General features: G+C 44.0%; 19 protein-coding genes and 1 other RNA gene. 12 read left to right on the top strand and 8 right to left on the bottom strand.

Annotated elements, in window-relative coordinates; genetic code table 11:
- Positions 1-12: 12 nt before the first annotated feature.
- Positions 13-804 carry an SAM-dependent methyltransferase gene (locus DN599_RS04655; RefSeq protein WP_204165104.1) on the bottom strand — a complete coding sequence of 264 codons (792 nt, stop codon included), beginning with the start codon at positions 802-804 and terminating at the stop codon, positions 13-15.
- Between the two features lie 666 nt (positions 805-1,470).
- Between DN599_RS04655 and DN599_RS04650 the strand changes: the two genes are divergently transcribed.
- Entirely contained in the window at positions 1,471-1,980 is a 510-nt protein-coding gene (locus DN599_RS04650) for an outer membrane protein assembly factor BamE (RefSeq protein WP_110456454.1), read from the top strand.
- A gap of 120 nt (positions 1,981-2,100) precedes the next feature.
- Here DN599_RS04650 and DN599_RS04645 read toward each other — a convergent pair whose 3' ends face one another.
- Together DN599_RS04645 and DN599_RS04640 are read right to left on the bottom strand one after the other, a co-directional pair.
- A complete protein-coding gene (locus tag DN599_RS04645; protein WP_110456453.1) occupies positions 2,101-2,433 on the bottom strand; it encodes an RnfH family protein in 333 nt (110 codons plus the stop codon).
- Positions 2,434-2,457: 24 nt separating this feature from the next.
- Positions 2,458-2,892, bottom strand: coding sequence for a type II toxin-antitoxin system RatA family toxin (locus DN599_RS04640; RefSeq protein ID WP_110456452.1), 435 nt, complete (start codon positions 2,890-2,892; stop codon positions 2,458-2,460).
- A gap of 203 nt (positions 2,893-3,095) precedes the next feature.
- On the opposite strand from DN599_RS04640, the gene smpB reads away from it, so the two are divergent.
- The 5 genes from smpB (at position 3,096) to DN599_RS04615 (ending at position 10,861) form a co-directional block, all read left to right on the top strand.
- Positions 3,096-3,590 (top strand): SsrA-binding protein SmpB, encoded by a 495-nt coding sequence (gene smpB / locus DN599_RS04635; RefSeq protein ID WP_110456451.1) that lies wholly within the window; start codon positions 3,096-3,098, stop codon positions 3,588-3,590.
- A 116-nt stretch (positions 3,591-3,706) separates the two neighbouring features.
- Positions 3,707-4,062, top strand: a transfer-messenger RNA (tmRNA) gene (gene ssrA / locus DN599_RS04630).
- A 1,779-nt stretch (positions 4,063-5,841) separates the two neighbouring features.
- Positions 5,842-7,470, top strand: coding sequence for a malate synthase A (gene aceB, locus DN599_RS04625; protein ID WP_162599147.1), 1,629 nt, complete (start codon positions 5,842-5,844; stop codon positions 7,468-7,470).
- Between the two features lie 134 nt (positions 7,471-7,604).
- Positions 7,605-8,930 carry an isocitrate lyase gene (gene aceA / locus DN599_RS04620; RefSeq protein ID WP_110456449.1) on the top strand — a complete coding sequence of 442 codons (1,326 nt, stop codon included), beginning with the start codon at positions 7,605-7,607 and terminating at the stop codon, positions 8,928-8,930.
- 530 nt (positions 8,931-9,460) lie between these two features.
- On the top strand, positions 9,461-10,861 hold the full coding sequence (locus DN599_RS04615; RefSeq protein WP_204165103.1) for an HDOD domain-containing protein: 1,401 nt from the start codon (positions 9,461-9,463) through the stop codon (positions 10,859-10,861).
- Between the two features lie 24 nt (positions 10,862-10,885).
- Here the strand turns inward: DN599_RS04615 and DN599_RS04610 are convergent, their stop codons facing one another.
- The 3 genes from DN599_RS04610 to DN599_RS04600 all read right to left on the bottom strand — a co-directional run bounded on the left by DN599_RS04610 (position 10,886) and on the right by DN599_RS04600 (position 13,278).
- Positions 10,886-11,710 (bottom strand): M90 family metallopeptidase, encoded by an 825-nt coding sequence (locus DN599_RS04610; protein WP_110456447.1) that lies wholly within the window; start codon positions 11,708-11,710, stop codon positions 10,886-10,888.
- 436 nt (positions 11,711-12,146) lie between these two features.
- Positions 12,147-12,575, bottom strand: a complete 429-nt coding sequence (locus tag DN599_RS04605) for a CopG family transcriptional regulator (RefSeq protein ID WP_110456446.1) — start codon at positions 12,573-12,575, stop codon at positions 12,147-12,149.
- Positions 12,535-13,278: an AAA family ATPase gene (locus DN599_RS04600; protein WP_110456445.1), complete on the bottom strand. Its 744-nt coding sequence runs from the start codon at positions 13,276-13,278 to the stop codon at positions 12,535-12,537. The genes DN599_RS04605 and DN599_RS04600 overlap by 41 nt, the downstream gene beginning before the upstream one ends.
- A 517-nt stretch (positions 13,279-13,795) precedes the next feature.
- Here DN599_RS04600 and DN599_RS04595 point away from each other — a divergent pair.
- The 3 genes from DN599_RS04595 (at position 13,796) to DN599_RS04585 (ending at position 15,060) form a co-directional block, all read left to right on the top strand.
- A complete protein-coding gene (locus DN599_RS04595) occupies positions 13,796-14,014 on the top strand; it encodes a DUF3820 family protein (RefSeq protein ID WP_110456444.1) in 219 nt (72 codons plus the stop codon).
- Positions 14,015-14,147: 133 nt separating this feature from the next.
- The gene (locus DN599_RS04590) at positions 14,148-14,450 is read left to right on the top strand and encodes an NrfJ (RefSeq protein ID WP_110456443.1); all 303 of its coding nucleotides are present in this window, start codon (positions 14,148-14,150) and stop codon (positions 14,448-14,450) included.
- A 145-nt stretch (positions 14,451-14,595) separates the two neighbouring features.
- Positions 14,596-15,060: a GNAT family N-acetyltransferase gene (locus DN599_RS04585; RefSeq protein ID WP_338054419.1), complete on the top strand. Its 465-nt coding sequence runs from the start codon at positions 14,596-14,598 to the stop codon at positions 15,058-15,060.
- Between the two features lie 31 nt (positions 15,061-15,091).
- On the opposite strand, the gene DN599_RS04580 is transcribed toward DN599_RS04585, so the two are convergent.
- The gene (locus tag DN599_RS04580) at positions 15,092-16,834 is read right to left on the bottom strand and encodes a bifunctional metallophosphatase/5'-nucleotidase (RefSeq protein WP_110456441.1); all 1,743 of its coding nucleotides are present in this window, start codon (positions 16,832-16,834) and stop codon (positions 15,092-15,094) included.
- Between the two features lie 128 nt (positions 16,835-16,962).
- A complete protein-coding gene (locus DN599_RS04575; protein ID WP_110456440.1) occupies positions 16,963-18,078 on the bottom strand; it encodes a CNNM domain-containing protein in 1,116 nt (371 codons plus the stop codon).
- A 146-nt stretch (positions 18,079-18,224) separates the two neighbouring features.
- Here DN599_RS04575 and rlmN point away from each other — a divergent pair, with 146 nt between their 5' ends.
- The 3 genes from rlmN to rodZ are packed head-to-tail and all read left to right on the top strand — an operon-like array spanning position 18,225 to position 21,175.
- Entirely contained in the window at positions 18,225-19,346 is a 1,122-nt protein-coding gene (gene rlmN / locus DN599_RS04570) for a dual-specificity RNA methyltransferase RlmN (RefSeq protein ID WP_110456439.1), read from the top strand.
- 36 nt (positions 19,347-19,382) lie between these two features.
- The gene (gene pilW, locus DN599_RS04565) at positions 19,383-20,168 is read left to right on the top strand and encodes a type IV pilus biogenesis/stability protein PilW (RefSeq protein WP_110456438.1); all 786 of its coding nucleotides are present in this window, start codon (positions 19,383-19,385) and stop codon (positions 20,166-20,168) included.
- Entirely contained in the window at positions 20,168-21,175 is a 1,008-nt protein-coding gene (gene rodZ, locus DN599_RS04560; protein ID WP_110456437.1) for a cytoskeleton protein RodZ, read from the top strand. Before pilW ends, rodZ begins: the two co-directional genes overlap by 1 nt.
- The last annotated feature ends 6 nt before the right edge of the window (positions 21,176-21,181 follow it).

The raw sequence follows: 21,181 nt of genomic DNA, 5'->3' as shown, positions 1-21,181 counted from the left end.
CTGGCAGTCGCATTATCCTAACTCGGCCGCTGTTATCCCTAATTTTGCCAGTACAGCATGGTTAATCGTTAACGCCTGCGATGGTGGCATCAATAACGTGGTAATTGGGGTTAACATGGCGTTGGGTAAATCTTTTAATAACAAAGTCTCTATCCGTGGTTCTTGTATCGGTAAATTAGGCGCTTCGTATAAGACCACTTCATGCTCAAGTGGGTACCACTGACTCAACTGCTCAACCAATACTTGTAGTCTATCGGCGTTGGTGTGAAATTGGGTCATGGTATGTTCACCAGCAATGCCAATTTGCCAAAGTAGCAAATAAGCCGTTGGATCGGGCGTATGGCAATAAAACATAAACTGACTTGCCTCGAAACTCTGATGGCCAGAGTTACCGGGATCAATCCCTAAATCGGCCCATAAACAGGCCTCTGCCGAAATTCCGGGTTCCATCTTAGCGCTAAACCCCAATTGTCGAACGTTGGCTATAGCCATGTGTGATACACAAGAAAACACACCAGGATGGCCATAAAGTGCACACACCACTTTTTTGTTGGCACGCACTTCATCAACAATAGCATCAACCATTTGCTGATAACTGTCGCGGCGGTTTTTTACTTCATCGCCCTGAGCGTAATAACATTGCAATGAACGCACATCATTATTAAGGGACTCAAGCCAAGATTGTGCAAAATGATCTGGCACCAAACAAAACACCACATCTGCCTGTTCAATATGACTTTGACTCATGACACTAATCTGTCCGGCTAGATTGAGCCCTGTGCCAACACACACTAAACTTCCCACATTTATATTAGACTTCATTACTCAATCAATCCCATTTTGACGTTAATCATTTACCTTCAGATTCAGTGACGATACCGAATATGGCTGTTTGTCATTGGCACAAGGCGTTACTAACGCTCACAAATTACCGGCTCAACATTTATGACTTAACTTACCACAATTATTAACATTGCAAATACTTGTTAATAACTCGGTTGAGTAAATGTGTAAGCATACAGCCCACTTTACCTAAATTAAGGGGATAGTCGTCATCAACAAGTGTGATGTTCCTCTATTCCAGTTATATTCATTTGTATCTGTTACCTGTAATAGATAGGCGATTAAGGTGTTAATCCTCTGGTTCGTTACACCCATGCTAAGTTTGAGGTAAAGTAATAACGTAATGGATCATTGCTCAAGGGGGGGCAATCCTCCCATTTTTAACCGCAGTTAAAAATGGGAGATTAGACAGCCATCAGTAGATTATTCAACTGAGACAAGAAACTTATTGGTTTAATCCCTGTCAGACTGAGCATTCGACTCAAGGGATATTTGATAGTCCATTTTAGCTCAACAGCTTGTTTTAACGGCATGCGTCTTATCTGATTAAATAACGATAGCGCTTGTCAGCATGGTCATAGCTTGGGTATTATGGCTAGCAGATTTTTAGGGAAGTAGCGCATTTCAATGACAATAAAAAAGCACAGCATTACTCTATTCGGCGTTGCCGCATTATCACTTTCACTCAGTGCATGCAGTGTTTTTGACTGGCTGATTTACAAACCTGATGTGCCTCAAGGCAACTATATGGAAACTCAGCAAGTTGAAAAACTCCGTATCGAGATGACCAAAGAACAAGTAGAGTATATTTTAGGACGTCCCGTATTGCGCGATAGTTTCGCAGACGATACTTGGTACTATGTTTACCATTATAAAAGTGGTCGTGACGCTAGCATCATACACAAAGAGTTAGTGCTGCACTTCGAGCAAGATAAACTGACCCAAGTGGTTGGCGACTATGAATTATCACCGGAGTTTGCTACGCCACTGGAGCAAAGCTCTTTACCTGAAATGAGATCTTTGGTTAGTGAGCAAGGTGACTTGGTGCCACTAAACCCGGAACAACGTCCAGATACTAAGCCATTGGTTGAAGAGAAAAAAACACAAGAGCTGAATAAACAGCAAGAATTTGAATGACACAGTTAAGCTCATTTAACTAAGCTTATTTAAAAAATGAGTGGCGTTTACTTCAATAAAAAGGTTCTTAACGCATAAGCCTAAGAACCTTTTTTATTGCAACCAATTTAACAAGCTTGGTTAGTTTACGCGGCCACCTGTAATTTTATTAGCGCGGCCTTCATCTTTGGCTTTCTCGGCACGCTTGCGGCGCACATCCTTAGGATCGGCGATCAGCGGGCGATAAATCTCTACTCGTTGCCCTGGCTGAAGTACCTCATCATGTTTAACCGCACGGCTAAAAATACCTAGCTTGACATTTTTAAGATCTATCTCAGGGAAAAAACGGCATATATCACTCTGTTTAACCGCTTCGATGCACGTAGTGCCTGGAGCCACCGTTACCGTAATACGCTTCTGTTGTGTCGGCAGCGCATAGATCACTTCAACTGCAAAACTCTCTTGTTCTATCATAGTGACTCAACTTCCTTCAGTAAACTAAGATTGATAAACGACTTTTGCTCGGCTAGTAAAAGCCGTGACCATAGATGACATTAACTCCTTAAACACCTTACCAAATGCCATATCTACCATGGGATTGGAAAACTCAAAATTGAGTTCAAAATCGACTTTACAGGCATCTTCAGTTAATGCCGTGAATACCCAACAGCCGTTTAAATGCTTAAATGGACCATTTTCTAGAGCCAGCTCAATACGTTCACCGGGGATAACCTGATTTCGAGTGGTAAAGGTCTTACTTATTCCTGCCTTGGAAACATCGACAGAGGCCACCATGGTCTGACCGTCAAATTCATGCACTGTGCCACCAACGCAGCCAGGTAGAAATTCTTTGTAAGACTCAACATCATTTACTAGCTCATACATCTGCATCGCACTAAAGCGCACTAATACACTGCGGGAAATCTTGGCCATATGTTCGCTTTACCTAACACCATCGGGCTGACAAATAAAAATCTGGCGCCAATTTTAACACGACCAGCCATAAGGATCACCTACACTGCACCGCGTAAAACTGGGTGAAAAACCATCAATACGTTCACTGAACCCAACAAAAAACAGAAATAATCTCTTCAGCCAATTCCAAATTAAATCGCCGCGCGTATAATAGCTGGCCTATGGCTAAGAAAAACGCAAAAAACTCAAAAAATCCATCAGCGACGATTGCACGCAATAAACGCGCAACTTTCGATTACAAATTTGAAGAAAAATTTGAAGCTGGTTTGTCCTTAATGGGTTGGGAAGTAAAGTCTATCCGAGTCGGAAAAGTAAACCTGTCCGAGAGCTATGTGTTCTTGCGTAATGGTGAAGCTTATCTTTTCGGTTGTACCATTTCCCCACTTAATACAGCATCAACTCATGTTGTATGCGACCCCATGCGCGACAGAAAGCTACTGCTCAATCGCAAAGAGTTGGACAAACTACAGGGATTAGTCGATCGTCAAGGCTACTCCATAGTGCCCATCTCTATGTATTGGCGCAAAGGTGCCTGGGTAAAAATTGAGATTGGTTTAGGTAAAGGTAAGAAAGAGCACGATAAGCGCGACGATACCAAAGAGCGCGAATGGAAGATTGAAAAATCTCGTACGATGAAAAAAGCTGTTCAACAGTAATCCAAGATAATCGACTGTTTAAATAGGTGAAAACGTACAGATAAACAACAATCGATTGTAGCTACTGGATTAATCCTTGGTAATAGAGGCATTCACGGTTACAATCATATTGTACTGGGGGCGATTCTGGATTCGACAAGATTCACGAAACCCTAGGAGCATGCCGAGGGGCGGTTGGCCTCGTAAAAAGCCGCACAGTTATAGTTGCAAACGACGATAACTACGCTCTAGCAGCTTAGGCTAGCTAGCCATCTTGCTCACGTTTCTCAAATGGGCAGAGTAATAAGATGGTCACCTTTACATTTGATAGCGAGGGAACCACGTTCAGGGGTGAACCGCGAAACAGTACTGAACTCGCCAATTGCAATCCTGTCTTTCGGAGTGTACTTGGTTAACCAAAAGAGAGACTAAGCATGTAGCGCCGAGGATGTAGGCTTTTTGGACGCGGGTTCGAGCCCCGCCGCCTCCACCAACAAAACCAAGGTTAGCAATAACCTTCAAAAGGCCGCTAAACCCCTACCAGACGGGTTTAGCGGCTTTTTTGTATTTGACGAATACAACCTAATTAAGTAAGTGCTCAACTTTGAGTTTGACTCCTATGTCCACAATTTGCCCACGCAACTAAGATTTTTGACCACAACTAGTCACTTGTCACTTGTCGCTTTATTGTTTCGCAAGTAAATCAGTTTAATTTCATTTCAGTTTTATTTTTGCGTAACTCACTGTTTTAAATCATTTCGATCGTTACCCATAATTGCAGCCCAACGCATGAAAACCTCACGTAAACGAGACAAAACCCAACAACTATGCGGCTTTGGTAATTCCGCATGCTCTCACAGCGCCTGTATGGAACTGTAAAACACTGAAAAAAACTTCTATCTTTTCAGATCTTTGATCTTATAAAAGCCCTAGGCGTGGCGCTGGCTGCGGCTATGAACTGCAATAATCTAAAACTGAAAAAAATTAAGGTATAAAGCGTTCAGGAGGGGGAGGAGAGTGCGGATTTCGTAGCGCAGGCTCAAGCCCCAGAACATTACAAATACAAGATTAACAATAACCTTCAAAGGCCGCTAAACAGTGAGCAGTCCAGCTTAGCGGCTTGTTATGCCAAGGCTCGGCACTTTAACAGTAAAGGCCAAATACTAGATTTGGCTACTGAACGGTATATAGCTTTTTCATGTGACTATGATCCTATCTACAAATCACCAGGGCTAATTTACTTGTCGAGTTTGGCAATTTTTTCAATGATTTTTACTAACTTTCTTTTTAAAAGCTAGGTTGTTAATGGTTATGGTTTACACCCACTTTAAATCTGCGGTTAATTTACCTCTATATTCACATCTTTGATGTTTGCTCTTTGATGTTTGCTCTTTGATGTTTGCTCTTTGCTGATGTTCTTTCTGCTTGTGAGGAACTCAGCTTAAAGTCAGAGTCTGCTTTATGTGTTTTTTCCTCATATCATAGGAGTTGTTTATATCTGGTTCATTTAACAATGGGCTACTCACTTAACTAAATATGTATCAAAGTCGATTTTTTATAAAAAAGTGCTGGTTAACCAATGTTTTTTGTGATGTTGATCGACAAACGTTGCGGTTATGTTGCGTAGCGCTGGTTGTGCGGTTATTGACCTTTACGTTAACGTAACTTTAAAACGATCGTTTGATTTTGGTGTGAGGATATTTTCTCTTATTAGTTTGATTTTAAACTCTTTTCGATGATTGCCTATAAGGTTAATCAAAACATACTTGACCCTTTGTAGCTTTTACTGAAGCTTGTTGTTGTGTATTTTTGTTGTTACTAGGTGTAATTAAATTACGTTGTAAGTTTCATTGGTAGCAGCTTGGTCAAATTGTCAGACAACTTAAGTTAGCGTTAAGTGATATTTGGTTGTTGTTAATTAAACTCTTTTATTATCAGTATTCTGGGTTGATTGTTGTGTTTGGTAATACCAATTTTATTGTGGTGTGAATTGCTCTTGTTGTTAATTTTATGTTTGAGTTGACTGTTGCAAATACAACCTTTTGTTAGTAGGTTTTATTCAAAAGGTACATGTATAGCCGCTTCACTCATGATCATCGCGACATTTAGTCGCTGCGGTTTAGGTTGGTGGGTTGTTAATTGTGTTACGTCGTACCTTAGAAACAAACTGCCGCGAATAACGAGTTTCAGCAGGCAGAATCAAATGAATTAGAGCTTACTAAATACATACATTAAGACGCGACGCTATGCTATGCACTCGGGAGATATCAGGATGACTGAACCAGTATTAAATAAAGAGCAGACGGACACATCCATTCGCATTACGGGTGAAAGTGTTGAAGGACAAGAAACGATACTTAATGAGGGGGCACTGAGTTTACTCGAAGTGTTATGTCGTGAGTTTGCCGATGAAGTGCCTAAGTTATTAGCTGCTCGCAAAGCTAAGCAAGCAGTGATTGATGGGGGCAGTTTACCTGACTTTTTGCCTGAAACTCGCGCTATCAGAGATGGCGACTGGCAAATCCGTGGTATTCCTGATGATTTAACCGACCGCCGGGTTGAGATCACTGGCCCAGTTGATCGTAAAATGATCATTAATGCCCTGAATGCTAACGTTAAAGTGTTTATGGCCGATTTTGAGGATTCACTGGCCCCCAGTTGGTCTAAGGTGATTGAAGGTCAAATTAATTTACGTGATGCGGTGCGCGGTGAGATTGAGTTTACCGCTCCGGAAACGGGTAAACATTACGCCTTAAAAGACGATCCTGCTGTATTGGTGTGCCGCGTACGTGGCCTTCACCTTATTGAAAAGCATGTCGAGTTTAACGGTAAGCCTATTCCTGGTTCGCTATTCGATTTTTGTCTCTATTTTTACCATAACTATCGTCAACTATTGGCAAAAGGCAGTGGACCTTATTTTTACATTCCTAAGCTGGAAAGCCATGTTGAAGCGCGCTGGTGGGCCAAGGTATTTGCCTTTGTTGAAGAACGTTTTTGTTTAACACCGGGCACCATCAAATGTACCTGTTTGATTGAAACTCTCCCTGCTGTGTTTGAAATGGAAGAGATCCTTTATGAACTGCGCTCAAACATCGTAGCGCTTAACTGTGGTCGTTGGGATTATATCTTTAGCTATATTAAAACCCTTAAAAACCATCCAGATCGTGTATTACCTGATAGACAAGCCGTCACCATGGATAAGCCATTTTTGAGTGCTTATTCTCGACTCTTGATTAAAACATGTCATAAGCGTGGTGCATTAGCCATGGGCGGAATGGCAGCATTTATTCCTGCTAAAGATCCAGCGCAAAATGAAGCGGTACTAGCCAAAGTTCGTGGCGATAAAGAGCTCGAAGCGCGCAACGGTCACGACGGTACTTGGGTGGCGCATCCTGGTCTTGCTGATACGGCTATGAGTATTTTTAACGAATATATTGGTGAAGATCATGTCAATCAATTGCATATCACTCGTGATGTCGATGCCCCGATTTTAGCCCGAGATCTGCTATTTCCCTGTGACGGTGAGCGAACCGAAGCCGGTATGCGCCTCAATATTCGCATTGCGCTGCAATATATCGAAGCTTGGATCAATGGTAATGGTTGTGTGCCTATTTACGGTTTGATGGAAGATGCTGCGACCGCTGAGATCTCTCGCACCTCTATTTGGCAGTGGATCCAACATAAGCAGAAATTGTCCAATGGCAAACTGGTGACTAAGGATTTATTTAAAGAGATGCTCGTTGAGGAGTTAGCCAACGTCAAACTTGAAGTCGGGCCTGATAGGTTTACCCGTGGTAGTTATACCCAAGCGGCGGTGCTGCTAGAGCAGATCACCACTTCTGATGAGCTGGTCGACTTCTTAACATTACCAGGTTATGAAATTTTAACGCAGGCTGATTAGTTTTATCGATTTAACCTATTAATTTAATTTGAATAAATGGGGTAAATGGGTTACCCCAACTCGCAATATTTAGCGCCTTTGGAATGAAGCAGTATTGATTGGCACTGAATCCTAACACACTTATGGAGATGATTATGACTAAGGCAACTACACAGATTTCACGTCAAGAGCAAATTGATGCGATAAAAAAGGACTGGGCTGAAAATCCTCGCTGGGCAGGCGTTCGTCGTCCTTACACAGCGGAAGAAGTAGTCGCCTTACGCGGATCAATTGTGCCAGAAAATACTCTTGCAACTCGCGGTGCTGCCAAGCTATGGGAGTTGGTTAATGGCGGCGCGAAAAAAGGCTATGTTAACTCGCTAGGTGCTTTAACGGGTGGTCAGGCAGTACAACAAGCTAAAGCCGGTATCGAAGCCATTTACCTTTCAGGTTGGCAGGTCGCGGCCGATGCCAACCTCGCGGGCACCATGTACCCAGATCAGTCACTATACCCAGCGAACTCAGTGCCAGCAGTCGTACAACGTATCAATAACTCGTTCCGTCGTGCTGACCAAATTCAGTGGAGCAACGAAGTTAATCCAGAAGATGAAGGTTACACTGATTACTTCCTACCGATCGTTGCCGATGCTGAAGCCGGCTTCGGTGGTGTTTTGAATGCTTACGAGCTAATGAAAAATATGATTGACGCAGGTGCGGCCGGTGTTCACTTTGAAGATCAGCTAGCGTCAGTGAAAAAATGTGGTCACATGGGTGGTAAAGTACTAGTACCAACTCAAGAAGCGGTACAGAAGCTGGTCTCTGCACGTCTTGCCGCCGATGTAAGTGGCGTTGAAACGCTGGTTATTGCACGTACCGATGCCAATGCTGCTGATCTACTGACCTCTGATTGCGACCCATATGATGCTGATTTTGTTACTGGTGAGCGTACATCTGAAGGTTTCTACCGCGTGAATGCAGGTATCGAGCAAGCGATTTCGCGTGGTCTGGCTTATGCACCTTATGCCGATCTTATCTGGTGTGAAACCGCTAAGCCCGATCTAGAAGAAGCACGCCGTTTTGCTGAAGCAATCCATGCGCAATACCCAGATCAGTTGCTTGCTTATAATTGCTCACCTTCATTTAACTGGAAGAAAAACTTGGATGACGCCACTATTGCACGCTTCCAGCAAGCGCTGTCTGATATGGGTTATAAGTACCAGTTTATCACTTTAGCCGGAATTCATAACATGTGGTACAACATGTTCGATCTTGCTTATGACTACGCTCGTGGCGAAGGCATGAAGCACTATGTTGAAAAAGTTCAAGAAGTGGAGTTTGCCGCGGCGAAGAAAGGTTATACCTTCGTGGCGCATCAGCAAGAAGTGGGTACTGGTTATTTCGATAAAGTGACTAATGTTATTCAAGGCGGTCAATCTTCAGTGACCGCACTGACAGGCTCTACCGAAGAAGAGCAGTTCTAAGGGTAACCCTTTCGACTTGCTGTAGTTTACAGCGGTTGTTCCTCGCACTGTGTCCTACGTGCAGTGCGAGGTTTTTATTTTCATCCAATTTGGATAGATAATTTAGCGTGTTTTGGCGGCCTACCTTGAGTCGCCTTTTTTATTGCCTCCCTTTCTTTTTAAAACCCTCTGACCGTATTTACTCATACTCGTTTGAAACAATAATCTGTCAGTATTGTATGCAGTTTTTTACATAGGAATCGACATTAATAGATGCCGTCACTCGCTGTCGGCTAAGTTGTGAAGCCTGTGGTTACTCATTCCCAATGTGCTAAGTAAAATGGTAAAACTGTGATGTAGTGCAAAAGTATAAAGTCATGTTTGCATGTATCTGTTATGTTAATCTTTTGTGTGTCTATACTTATGGCTACTTAGTGTGGGTTATGGCGCTGTGACCCTATTTCATTTCTCTTAGAGTCGAGTCACCATTGAAGGCTAATAATCCAGGTAAAGGCACCGATTATTGGGCCAAACGCATCAGTGAACAAGAGATGCCTGCGCTGTCATCTATGGTCAAATCGTTAGAGAAACTGGCCAAAGATGATACCTCCTCCTTGGCCATTTTAGGTCGTAGTGTGATGCATGATAATGCGCTAACCTCGCGCATATTACGGGTTGCGAATAGTGCGATATACAATAAGGGCATCTCCCATGTCACTACGATCAGCCGCGCAGCTGTGGTATTAGGTTTTGATACCATACGTAATATCTGTATCACCGCTAAACTCCTTAGTAGTCTATTAGATAACAAGGGCTTATCTGAGCCTGTATACCAACGTCTGCTGAGTTTAATGGCGCGCGCTTTTCAGGCGGCAATGTTGGCTAAAATGATGCTTATTGAGCACGATGAAGAGTTACAAGAAGAGGTGTTTGTTGCGGCATTACTTTATCATCTTGGCGAAAGTGCCTTTTGGAGTATGGGCGGAGAGATCACCGAGCGGCTCGACGCCGACTTAACTCTCGCCGAACCTGCATTGCAAAGCGGCCTAGTACGCGAGCATTTAGGCACCTCTTTTAACCAATTGTCGATAGGTATTGCAAGAAGTTGGGGCTTAGGTGATGTATTGGTAAAGTCGTTATCTCACCCCGATGACCGTATGCCGGAGATCAGGGCTGTTTTTTTAGCTAATAAGATCAGTGAGCAGATGCAAGCTAATCCTATCGACATTATCATGCTTAATAAGCGGATAAAGCAGGCGGCGGATATGTTAGCTATCGATATAGATGAATTTAAAAATCGTATGCTTAGCTGTAGTGACGCCACCCAAAAGTTAGCCGAAAGTTATGGCGATCACGTGTTAGTGGATTATTTACCTAGTACTAAGGAGTTGGCATTGCCGATGGATCAGGCTGCTGCAATGAACCCGTTACGTCAACCGAATGTCGCCGTACAAATGAATAAGCTTTGCCAATTAACCGACTGCGCCATGAGCCGAGCTAACTTTAATGAGGTCATTGGCATTACCTTGGAGGGGATGTTAATGGGTATAGGGCTCGATCGATGTAGTGTCATGTTGTTGTCGCCAAATCGCAAACGCTTGCAACCGCGCATTGTGTTGGGTGATAACGCCGAGTCGATGAAGCATGATTTGCTTATTGAGCTGCTGCCGCGTAAAAGTGTCTTTTCTGACTGTATAGATCGCAAATTGTCGCTGTTAATCGATAATCCTTACGCAGATAAATGGCGTTTGCATATTACGAGCGAACTCATTAAGCATACCTCGGCAACGGGGTTTATGTTGGCTCCAGTGATCATCGACAATAAAGTGATTGGTATTTTGTATGCGGATCGCCACAGTTCAGATAGGCCAATTATTCAAGATGACTTTGAGCGTTTTACCCACTTTGCGCAACTTACCAATCTGTGTTTGTCTATGACATTAGGTCATTAGATCCACTTTTAAAGTGAAATCCTATTAATGCCAGTTGACAGGATCGAGCTTAAAAAACTGACTCATCTGCTGATAGAGTGCTGGATGTTGTTGATAAAATGGCTCTGGCTGCTCAAAAAAAGTTTCAGTGACGACCGCAAAAAACTCCGCCGGGTTGGTCGCACCGTAATAGTTAAACAGTGAGGGGAGCCGATGTTCAGCTTGATATTGTAAGGTTGCATATTCCTTACGCATTATCTCAGACCACGTGGCGTAATCTCGGGGGGAGGCTAAAATAGGCGCGCCGTTGGAGTGACCATCCTCTTGGTCTAGCTGGTGGGCAAATTCATGGATAACCACATTATGGCCATTATTAGGCTGAGCGGCATCGTCTTTCGCGGTATCCCATGACAGAACCACCTTGCCAAATTCCCATGACTCTCCCGACAAGACGTTTTGTCCATTCCATACTACGCCGTCGGTATTACGCAGTGAGTTGTTGACGATAAAGAGGCTAGGGTAGACCAATATTTGTTTCAATTTGGGATAGTAGTCTGTATTCCTATTGAGCAAGAGCAGGCATGCTTGTGCTGCAATAGTGACCCTGATTTCATCATCAATCACGACACCTTGGCAGCCAATAAATTGTTTTTCGGCAATAAAAATTTTGATGTGTTGTTTAAGTTGTGACTGTAAGTTACTCGGTAAAGCGCGAAAATAGGGCATACGCCGTTTGATTATGGTGCGCCAATGGCGAGGAAAAGGTTGAGCCTTAATTTTGTGCCGTTTAAACCTGATATATGCTGGCTTGAGCAAAATATAGCTAATGGCTGCGCCGCTAAGCAAGACTATGAGAAAAATCGCCAGCATTTCAATCTCCTTTATTCGATATGATTGATATTTGGGCGCGCAATGGGTTTTCAAGGGCGAGGTGCGTTGTCTTTGGTGGTGTGCCATAAGTCACCTTGAGTACCCGAGTCCCGATAAATGCATTACAAGTGCTTGTTACTACAACCTTGTCGTTGGACTGTCATCCGCTAAATTGAAGGTCTTGTCTTGTTTGAATTGTGGTTTGGGAGCCTTGCCTAATTAGGGTAACGGTAGGTTTGCTTTCATGAGATGGTAATCAATACAGTAAAGTGGCTGAAACAAAAAAAAGCTGGCAGCGTGGATGAACTATTTGGGAAAGTTCACTGCCAGAAAAGGTTGGAAGAAATAGGGGGCTTACTGTCTTTGTAAAGTGTATTTTTTCGTATTCAAACGCGAGTTTTGAGTCTCTGTTACGTTATTTGATTGACGTTTAGAGTTAATCGACATGCATTGATTGCTCTGTTTGTCGACGTTCGGTGTCATTAAGTGAGTAATGATGTTCAATCAAACAGCGGATTAACTTTGATTTAGCCATATCACAGCCATCGGCTAATTCAGCCAGATGGGCGATAGCGGACTCGCTCAAGGTGAAGGTCGCTTTTCGGTAGGGCGCGACGTTTTTATTACGCTGCGCTACAGCCGCACTTGAGGGTAAGGTTAGTGGCTCGCGTACGCCATTAAAGCCGGTTTCAAGTGCAATGACTTGTGCCGCGGTGCGACTGTGCTCGGGGCGTCCGCTGGCATAATGGTCGGCATCATTAATGAAGTCATTAATCAATGCATCTAACGAAACCTGTTTAGCCTGTCGCTGACCATTGTTTTGTTCACACTGCGTAGCGTTTTTCTTGAGATCCGCCAGTCCCATAGTTACCTCTTAACTTATCCATCTGCTTTTTGGTGAGACGCTTGCGTATTTCCGTGGCACTGGCAGCTTGCAACATTTCACAGGCAATAGTGCGGATCTCGTCGGTGGCTTTGCTTTTTGGGTCGGTTTCCATAACGGATAAACCTGACTCTTCACTGTCATCATAAATATTACGACTGTAAGTGATCGCATCGAGTACATTAATATCGTAGGTCTTGCAGACTTCTTTGGCTTCGATAATGCGATTGGCCTGATTAGGCAGGCTAGGGCATTGAGTGATAACAAATGAAGCGCGCATGTTAGGGTTAATCATCATACACGTGGCGACGATATCGTCCATATGGCTTACGGTTTTGAGGTCGCGGCGTTTAGGTCTGAGCGGCATCAATACATGAGAGGCCACAGACATACTCGCTCGAAGGGCTAAGTTATCTTGTCCGCCACAATCAACAATCACGAAATCATAATGCTGTTCTAGGCTGAGCAAGTCGTTGCGAATTTTACCGTACAACTGCACGCAGTTAATACTGGCTAAATCGCGATTATTATTGCGCGCTTGGATCCAGTCTGATGTGGTGCGCTGGGGATCGCAGTCAACCATGATAACCGAGGCGCCACACTCTATCGTTAGAAATACAGCTACGTTTTGGGCTAAGCAACTCTTGCCGCTGCCGCCTTTTTCACCGCCAACTAAAATGATCATTTCGTTCCTCTCGACTGTGAATGATTGCCGATGTTATTGATTTTTAGCTCGTAAATCCCTGAGGGGGACGCTACTTAACGCCTTGCTGAATCGATCTTGTTTGTTAATTTAGGGGCTAATGTGTTATCCGTCAACAGTATGATTTTTGACACTTTTTTTGATAATGGCAGGCGCCATTATATTGACCTACATGGATGAGCGGCAAAAAGTTGGCGCTAATCGTCGCAGTGGTTTAATTTTTTATTATATGTTTTTTAACAATGAGTTATATGTTTTGCATGACGTTATGATACGGAAGATGACTCGGATGGATATGGCATAGGTAGATAAACAGGGTTGCTTATATGTTAATTTGTTTTGGTGTTTAGGTTTTACATTCAAATTTAATATATCTCTTATGGAGACAGCTGGGTGATTAGGGTGTGACTTAAGACTTAGGGAAGCATCCAAGGCTAGGCAGGGATGGTACTTTATGTTCCAATAGCCCTCCCAAATGGCTCCCAGATGAGGACACTCAATGGATGACAAGCTGCTGCTCGAAGCAATTAATCAAACCATGCCGTTTGGCAAATATGCCGGACGTAAGTTACTTCAGCTACCCGAACCTTATTTAGTTTGGTTCCATAGCAAAGGATTTCCTGAGGGCAAGCTAGGTCAACAGTTGGCCTTGATGTATGAGATCAAACTCAATGGATTAGAGGAAATGCTTGCGCCGCTATTAGTTCCCAAACAGTAACCTTAATATTTGGGAATGAGAGCTTGCTCTAAAACTTTAGTATTGCTAGGCAATTTCCCTGAATCGACTAAAGATTTATCACCTAAGGCATGCTTTAATGCAAAGGTGATCTTAAATTAGATAAGGAAATATGATGATAGCTAAATTAGTACGTTTGGTTGCAGTGGCTACTCTGGCTTTGGGTATTTCGAGCGCATGGGCGGCGGGTATTGTGCATGAAGGTAAAGTGCTCGACACCATGAATGCAGGTGGTTATACCTATGTACAGATTAAACAAGCGGATAAAACCTTTTGGGCTGCTGGCCCTCAGGTCGAATTAACCAAAGGTGATGTCGTTGTCGTGCAAGAGCAGATGTGGATGAATGATTTCACTAGCAAAACACTGAATCGCACTTTTGATGAATTATTATTTGTTGGCCGTATCGATAAAAAATAACCCGTCTGCTTACTATTCTTTTAATAGCACCGATATGCCATTATCGGTGCTATTTTTTTGTCTCGATTTAATGCAAACTAGCGTCACTTTAAGCCTACCTTAACTATCTATGTACAGTGTGATCCCTTATCAGGCTGGATATGCCTTGCAAGTCAGTCGACTTTACCACAGTGCAGTGCAACAGATTGCGGAGTGCCATTACAGCGCGGCGCAAAAACAGGCTTGGTCAGCGGCACCAAGATCGGCCTACCATTGGCATAAGCGACTGACGCGGACAGCAGCCTGGCTAATGGTTGATACTGAGCAGTATGTGGGTGAACATTGGCTATGTGTTGGGTTTATTAATGTTGAAACCCATTTTCATAGCCGTGGTTATATCGACAGCTTATATGTGTTGCCTGAATATCAAGGGAAGGGACTTGCAAAGACGCTGTATCAAACCGTTGAGCGATGGGCGTTGCAAACAGGTGTTAACCGTTTGAGTGTCGATGCCTCTAGGCTGTCGCACGCCCTATTTATCTCCCAAGGCTTTAACTTGCATCACAGGCGTTATCAAGAGAAGTGTGGCCAAGTATTCCAAGCCTTTTACTTGTCAAAAACGCTGTCATAATCTTTTGTTAAATTAAATACTAGGGCTAAGCTTAAGGCCAAAGATGGCTGGTGTATTCGACTTGCGGTGTTAATAATCCGTTTAACCCCTGCTGACGTTCCATAAAGCGAATGAATGCGTTAGGTAGGGTTAACTCCTCTAAAGGATGTTGCCACTGCGCTTCGAGCAGCGGATGGTAGCCCTCCTTGCCTGACGCCGTATAGTTTGATGAGACACCATAATAATAGCTATCGAGGCTCACTGGATACCATAACTTTTGCTCATGTTGGATCCTTAACACCTCTAGCGTGAGGATCCGTTCACCTATGGGGCGGCGACCATCATAGCAATAGCGCAAACCATAAGTGTACGGAAAACTACCGGCCCCAGTACCAGAAATACTGTTATTTGTTGCCGAGTTAATCGCCGATTCTATAGTCTGATATAAAAACTTTCCCTGAATTCGGTATTGCACTAATGGTAAGGCGAAGGGCAATAAGCGGCCTAATACATCGGCCATGGTCACCGGACCTTTATTTAACGACTGACGCACACCGCCGGCATTGTGTAGGGCAAAGTCGAGCTCAGTGTTTAACCGCTTGGTTTCATGATAAATGCTTTTACATACCCAAGGGGCGATCTCACTGCCGTGAGGAAGTGCCTTACTGGGCAAGCGGGTATGAACTAAGTTGCGAGGAATAAAACCCAGCACTTGATGTTCCAGCGCGGTGATCGCTGGGCGATATTGCTGCTGAATAACCCTATGTATTTCATCGTCTTGTTCATCCCATAATACATGGGGGTGGTCATCGAGTTGTTGCCACAGCTGCTGATAAACCTCGGGATTGATTTGCTCTTCTGATTCGATGATTAAGTGTTTATCGAGCATAAAATAGTTACTGCCATCAAGGGCGGTAACTTCACCCTGGGCATTAAATTCGATATTACACAGCCCTAATGTTTCGGCGTATTTACCAGCATGCAAAATAGGGGTGTTATTGATGCGCTCACCATAGGGGAGGGCCTTAATGCCTAGACTGGCAAAATCACCCTGCAGGGTATGGGAGTGGCCGCCCACGATAAGGCTGATGCCATCAACTGACGCTGCCAGTTGCTTGTCCATGTCCCAACCCAAATGGCTCAGCACAATTATGTGCTTTATCCCTTGGCGGTGTAATGCATTAACGGTATTTCGCGTGGTGTCGATGGCATTGGCAAATAGCGTGTCGTCATCGGGGCGCGCGATCAGCTTCATTTGATCTAGGGTTATTCCCATGATCGCCATTTGAGTATCGCCAAGCGGTTTAAGTAAAGTTTTGGCTATCTTCTCTTGGTAAGCATAGTCAAATAGGCGTGGATGATTTCTCAGTGGCGCCTCTTTATTAGCCTCTTCTTGGCTCAGATCCATGTTACCCGCTAATAGCGGGAAGTCGATAGCGTCGAGAAAGTCTTTTACTGGGCCGTTGCCCGCATCAACTTCATGATTGCCTAGCACCATAGCATCTGGGCTAAGCCGTCTTAATAGGTCGGCATTGGCCACACCTTTAAATTGATTAAAATAAAGAGTGCCCTGAAAGCTATCGCCGCCATGGAGAAATAAGAAGGATTGCCGCGAGGCTTTTGCCTGCTTACGCGCGTGTTCAACGTGATAGCCAATGCGCGCATAACCACCACTATGACTATACACTTCATACTGCTTTTGTTGCTCAGTAAGTAAAAATTGCACCCGAGAAGGGTCGAAATGTGAATGGGTGTCGTTAATGTGCGCAAGCTTAAGGGTATATCTTATTGTCATGTAGGCCTCTTGTTTCAAAGAAGGATTATAACGCACCAAACTAAAATGAAAAAGGGAAGCCGAAGCTTCCCTTTAAAATGCTATATTATCTGACGGAGCGTGTTGAGGCTGCGTTATGTCAGTTAGGCTTATTTAATGACAATATCTTGTTGTTTATCGTCGCCAATATGGTCGTTACTGGTATCGTCGTCGAAGGCGCCTTCATCAGAGATGCGGATACCTTTATGGGTCATTCGACGTTTCCATAACTTACGCGCCAGTTGCTGCATGTCGGTAACCGGATCATTGCTGTCAACGATTTCAAGTCCCAGTAGCGACTCAATAATGTCCTCTAAGGTCACCAAACCTTGGTTACTGCCGTATTCATCGACGACCATGGCAATTTTGGTGCTGCGTTTAATCATCAATTCAAATAACGGTAATATTTTTGCTGTTTCAGGGACGATTAGCAAGTTACGCTTCAGTGCCGAAATAGGGGCGTCGGGCGTATTACGCTCAGACAGCAATATCGCGTTACGGTTGATGTAACCTATGATGTTATCGCGATCATCCTCGAATATGGGGATGCGAGTAAACGGACTTTTTTGGTGTCTTTTCGCAAAGTCTTGTTGAGTCATATTGCCGTCCAAGCTGAACATCACCGTTCTGGGGGTCATGATCGCAGTAACTGGCATCTCTTTAACCGATAACATCTGGGTTAAAATTTTAGACTCTTGCTCGTCGAGCTCACCTGACTCATGCCCAATCTTGGCCATCGCACTCAACTCTTGGCGTATGTAGGCACCGTCATCACCCTTACCCATTAATTGGGTCACTTGCTGCGACATCCAGATTAAAGGTTTGGTAATACGTTCCATCCAGACTAAGGCCAGCGATACGCTAGGGGCTAGGCTGCGCCAATAGTTTGCGCCTAATGTTTTCGGAATAATTTCTGAAAAGAACAGAATTAAGAACGTCAGTACACCAGAAAATATACCTAACATTTCATCGCCAAAGACTTTTGCAGCTTGTGCGCCCGCCACCGCGGCACCGACAGTATGAGCTATGGTGTTGAGCGTTAGAATCGACACCAGAGGTGACTCAACATTAGCCTTTTGCTGACTTAAACGTTCAGCTGCTGCAGGATTAGTCTCTTTCAAATTAGCAATGTAGCTAGGTGTGACAGATAATAGTACTGCTTCAAATACGCTACAGAGAAACGAGACTCCAATAGCGACCAAGATAATCACAATAAGGGTTATCATAGTGGGGTTAAAATAACTCCGAGTAACAAGCCAATATTAGCTCAGCGGCAATAATATCATAGTCTATTTCGTTGCTGGCTAAAATTTGCAGGTGTCTGTATAATTCGCCGCCCTGTGGCAGGTATTTGGTGTTGAGGTTAGTCAAAATGAGTGAGAAAAAGATCAATTTATTGGATCTTGACCGTAAAGGGTTAAGAGCATTGTTTTCCGAGATGGGTGAAAAGCCGTTTCGTGCCGATCAATTGATGAAGTGGATTTATCATTTTGGCGTGAGTGACTTCGAAGAGATGACCAATATCAACAAGGTGCTGCGTGGCAAGCTTGCCGAGCGCTGTGAAATTGTTGCTCCTGAGATCTCTAACTACCAAAAATCTGCTGACGGCACCATCAAGTTTGCCATCAACGTAGGTAACGGCCAAGAAGTGGAAACGGTTTATATTCCTGAAGAAGACCGTGCCACCTTGTGTGTATCGTCGCAAGTGGGTTGTGCGCTAGAGTGCACCTTCTGTTCAACGGCGCAGCAAGGGTTTAACCGTAACTTGACGGTGTCAGAGATTGTCGGCCAAATCTGGCGTGTGTGTCATTTTTTAGGTTTTCAAAAAGAGACGGGTGATCGTCCGATTTCAAACGTGGTGATGATGGGAATGGGTGAGCCGCTGCTCAACCTGAAAAACGTCATGCCTGCTATCGATATCATGCTTGATGATTTTGGTTTTAGTTTATCTAAGCGCCGGGTCACGGTATCTACCTCTGGTGTAGTGCCCGCATTAGATATACTTGGCGATAATTTAGATGTGGCGCTGGCGGTCAGTATTCATGCCCCTAACGATGAACTGCGTGATGTGCTCGTTCCCGTTAATAAAAAGTATCCTTTGGAAGACTTCTTAGCGGCTATTCGTCGTTACTTAGCCAAGTCAAATGCCAACCGTGGCCGAGTGACGGTTGAGTATGTGATGCTTGATCACATTAATGACAGCACAGAGCAAGCCCATGAATTGGCCGAATTGATGAAAGACACCCCGTGTAAAATCAATTTGATCCCTTTTAATCCGTATCCAGGTTCGCCTTATGGTCGCTCGTCAAATTCACGTATCGACAGATTCTCTAAGGTGTTGATGGAATATGGCTTGACTGTTATTGTGCGTAAGACTCGCGGCGATGATATTGACGCGGCTTGTGGGCAGTTAGCCGGTGATATTCGAGACAGAACTAAACGTTTAGCGAAAAAACGCATGCAAGATAGTCAGATTTCAGTCACAATAAACTAACTTATTGTATCTGCTAATAGTATAGGCTTGCGAATCATGCTCAAAAAGCCAAAAATGGTGTTGTTGATTAGCCTGACATCCTTAATGATGTCAGGTTGTGTGACCGAACGAACCTATAGCGGCACCGATGTGCCGGTTACTGAGCGCGCCTTTGATAATGTCTCAGCTGCGCGTCAGCGAGTTCAACTGGGGTTGACCTATCTACAAAAGGGCAACAGCGAGCAAGCCAAGTATAACCTTGATAAAGCATTAGAATTCGCTCCTAATCTCGAAGATGTCCACGTGGCGCTCGCCTACTATTATCAGGCTGTTGGTGAAATTGAACTGACCGAAAAAGCCTATCGTCAAGCGATTAATGCTAGCGATGCTACGGGAGACTCGATGAATAACTTCGGCGTCTTCTTATGTCAGCAGAAAAAGTATGACCAAGCTGAACAAATGTTCCTTAAAGCGGTCAAAATGCCCAAATATACCCGTTCTGCAGCCAGCTATGAAAACTTAGGGATCTGCAGTCGTGAGTCGGGTGATTTAAAAAAAGCACAACGTTACTTTGGCATGGCGCTTAATTACGATCCTCGCCGTGCAACTTCATTATTAGAACTGAGTGAAATAGATTTTGAGCTCGGTCACTATCAAGCGGCCAAAGATGGATTAGCTCGTTATCATAGAGTTGTACCTGAGTCCGCTCAAAGTCTAGCGTTGGGAATTAAAATAGAGCAAGGCCTCAATAATACGGAAGCGATGAAGAAATTTGGTATTTTATTACTGGCTAAATTTCCTAGCTCCGATGAGGCTAAGCAGTATCGAGAAAGTATGTACTAATGACAGATGATAAAATCGATATGCTCAATAGCGATGATAATAACACTCATCCGGCCCCAAAACTTGGCGAGCTGCTCAAGCTAGCGCGAGAAAAGCAGGGGTTAAGTGTGGCCCAAATGGCAGATTTACTGCATTTACGCCCCTCCATTGTTATCGATATTGAAGCTGACAATTTTGATAATATCGCTTCGGTAACCTACGCCAAAGGTTATATTAAAAACTATGCCCGTATCGTTGGTTTAAACAAGCAGGAGCTTGACGAGGCGTTGGCGCATCATTTTCCGGTGATCAATGCACCAACTATGCAGAGTTTTTCACGAAAAACTACCCGTCAAGCCAGAGATGGCCGCCTGATGATGGTCACCTACTTTATTATTTTCGTCTTATTGGCTTTACTCGTGCTTTGGTGGGTACAAAAGTCAGATATGGCAGCGGTTGATCTGTCACAGTTAACTGCAGAGGAGGTCGCTGATATATCCCTTGAAGCATCGGCCAACCCGACGGGTACGCTGTTTGATGCTGATCAGCAATTGATTAAAGCTGATGAAATAGCAGAAGATGTGGTTACCCCTGAAGAACTCAATGCTCCAAGTTCCAGTGTTGCTCAATCTATGGTATCTGGGGCTAATGATTCTGGAACTGCAGTAACAGAGACAGAAGGAATGACTGAACGTGCTAGCGAGACCACTATCGCCCCCCCCGCTGCAATTATCCAAACTCCAGTAAGCAGCTCAAACAGCCAAGGCGCTTCAACTGCGTCGGCTGTGGCGATGAACTTAAGTGATGATTGCTGGATTAAGGTTACCGATGCGCAAGGCAAAACCTTAGTTAACGGTTTAAAGAAAGCTGGGAGTCAGTTGAATGTCTTTGGGCAGGAGCCGTTTAAGGTTATATTAGGTGCGCCGCAATCGCTGACCTTGAGTATCAATGGCAAAAACATCGATTTGGCCAAGTTCCCTAAGGGTCGAGTGGCGAGATTGACATTAACTAGCTCAGCCAATCTTTGACGTAGA

This window comes from Shewanella algidipiscicola, from assembly GCF_900380485.1.
Lineage (GTDB): Bacteria > Pseudomonadota > Gammaproteobacteria > Enterobacterales > Shewanellaceae > Shewanella > Shewanella algidipiscicola.
This window is presented reverse-complemented; position numbering and strand designations above follow the sequence as displayed.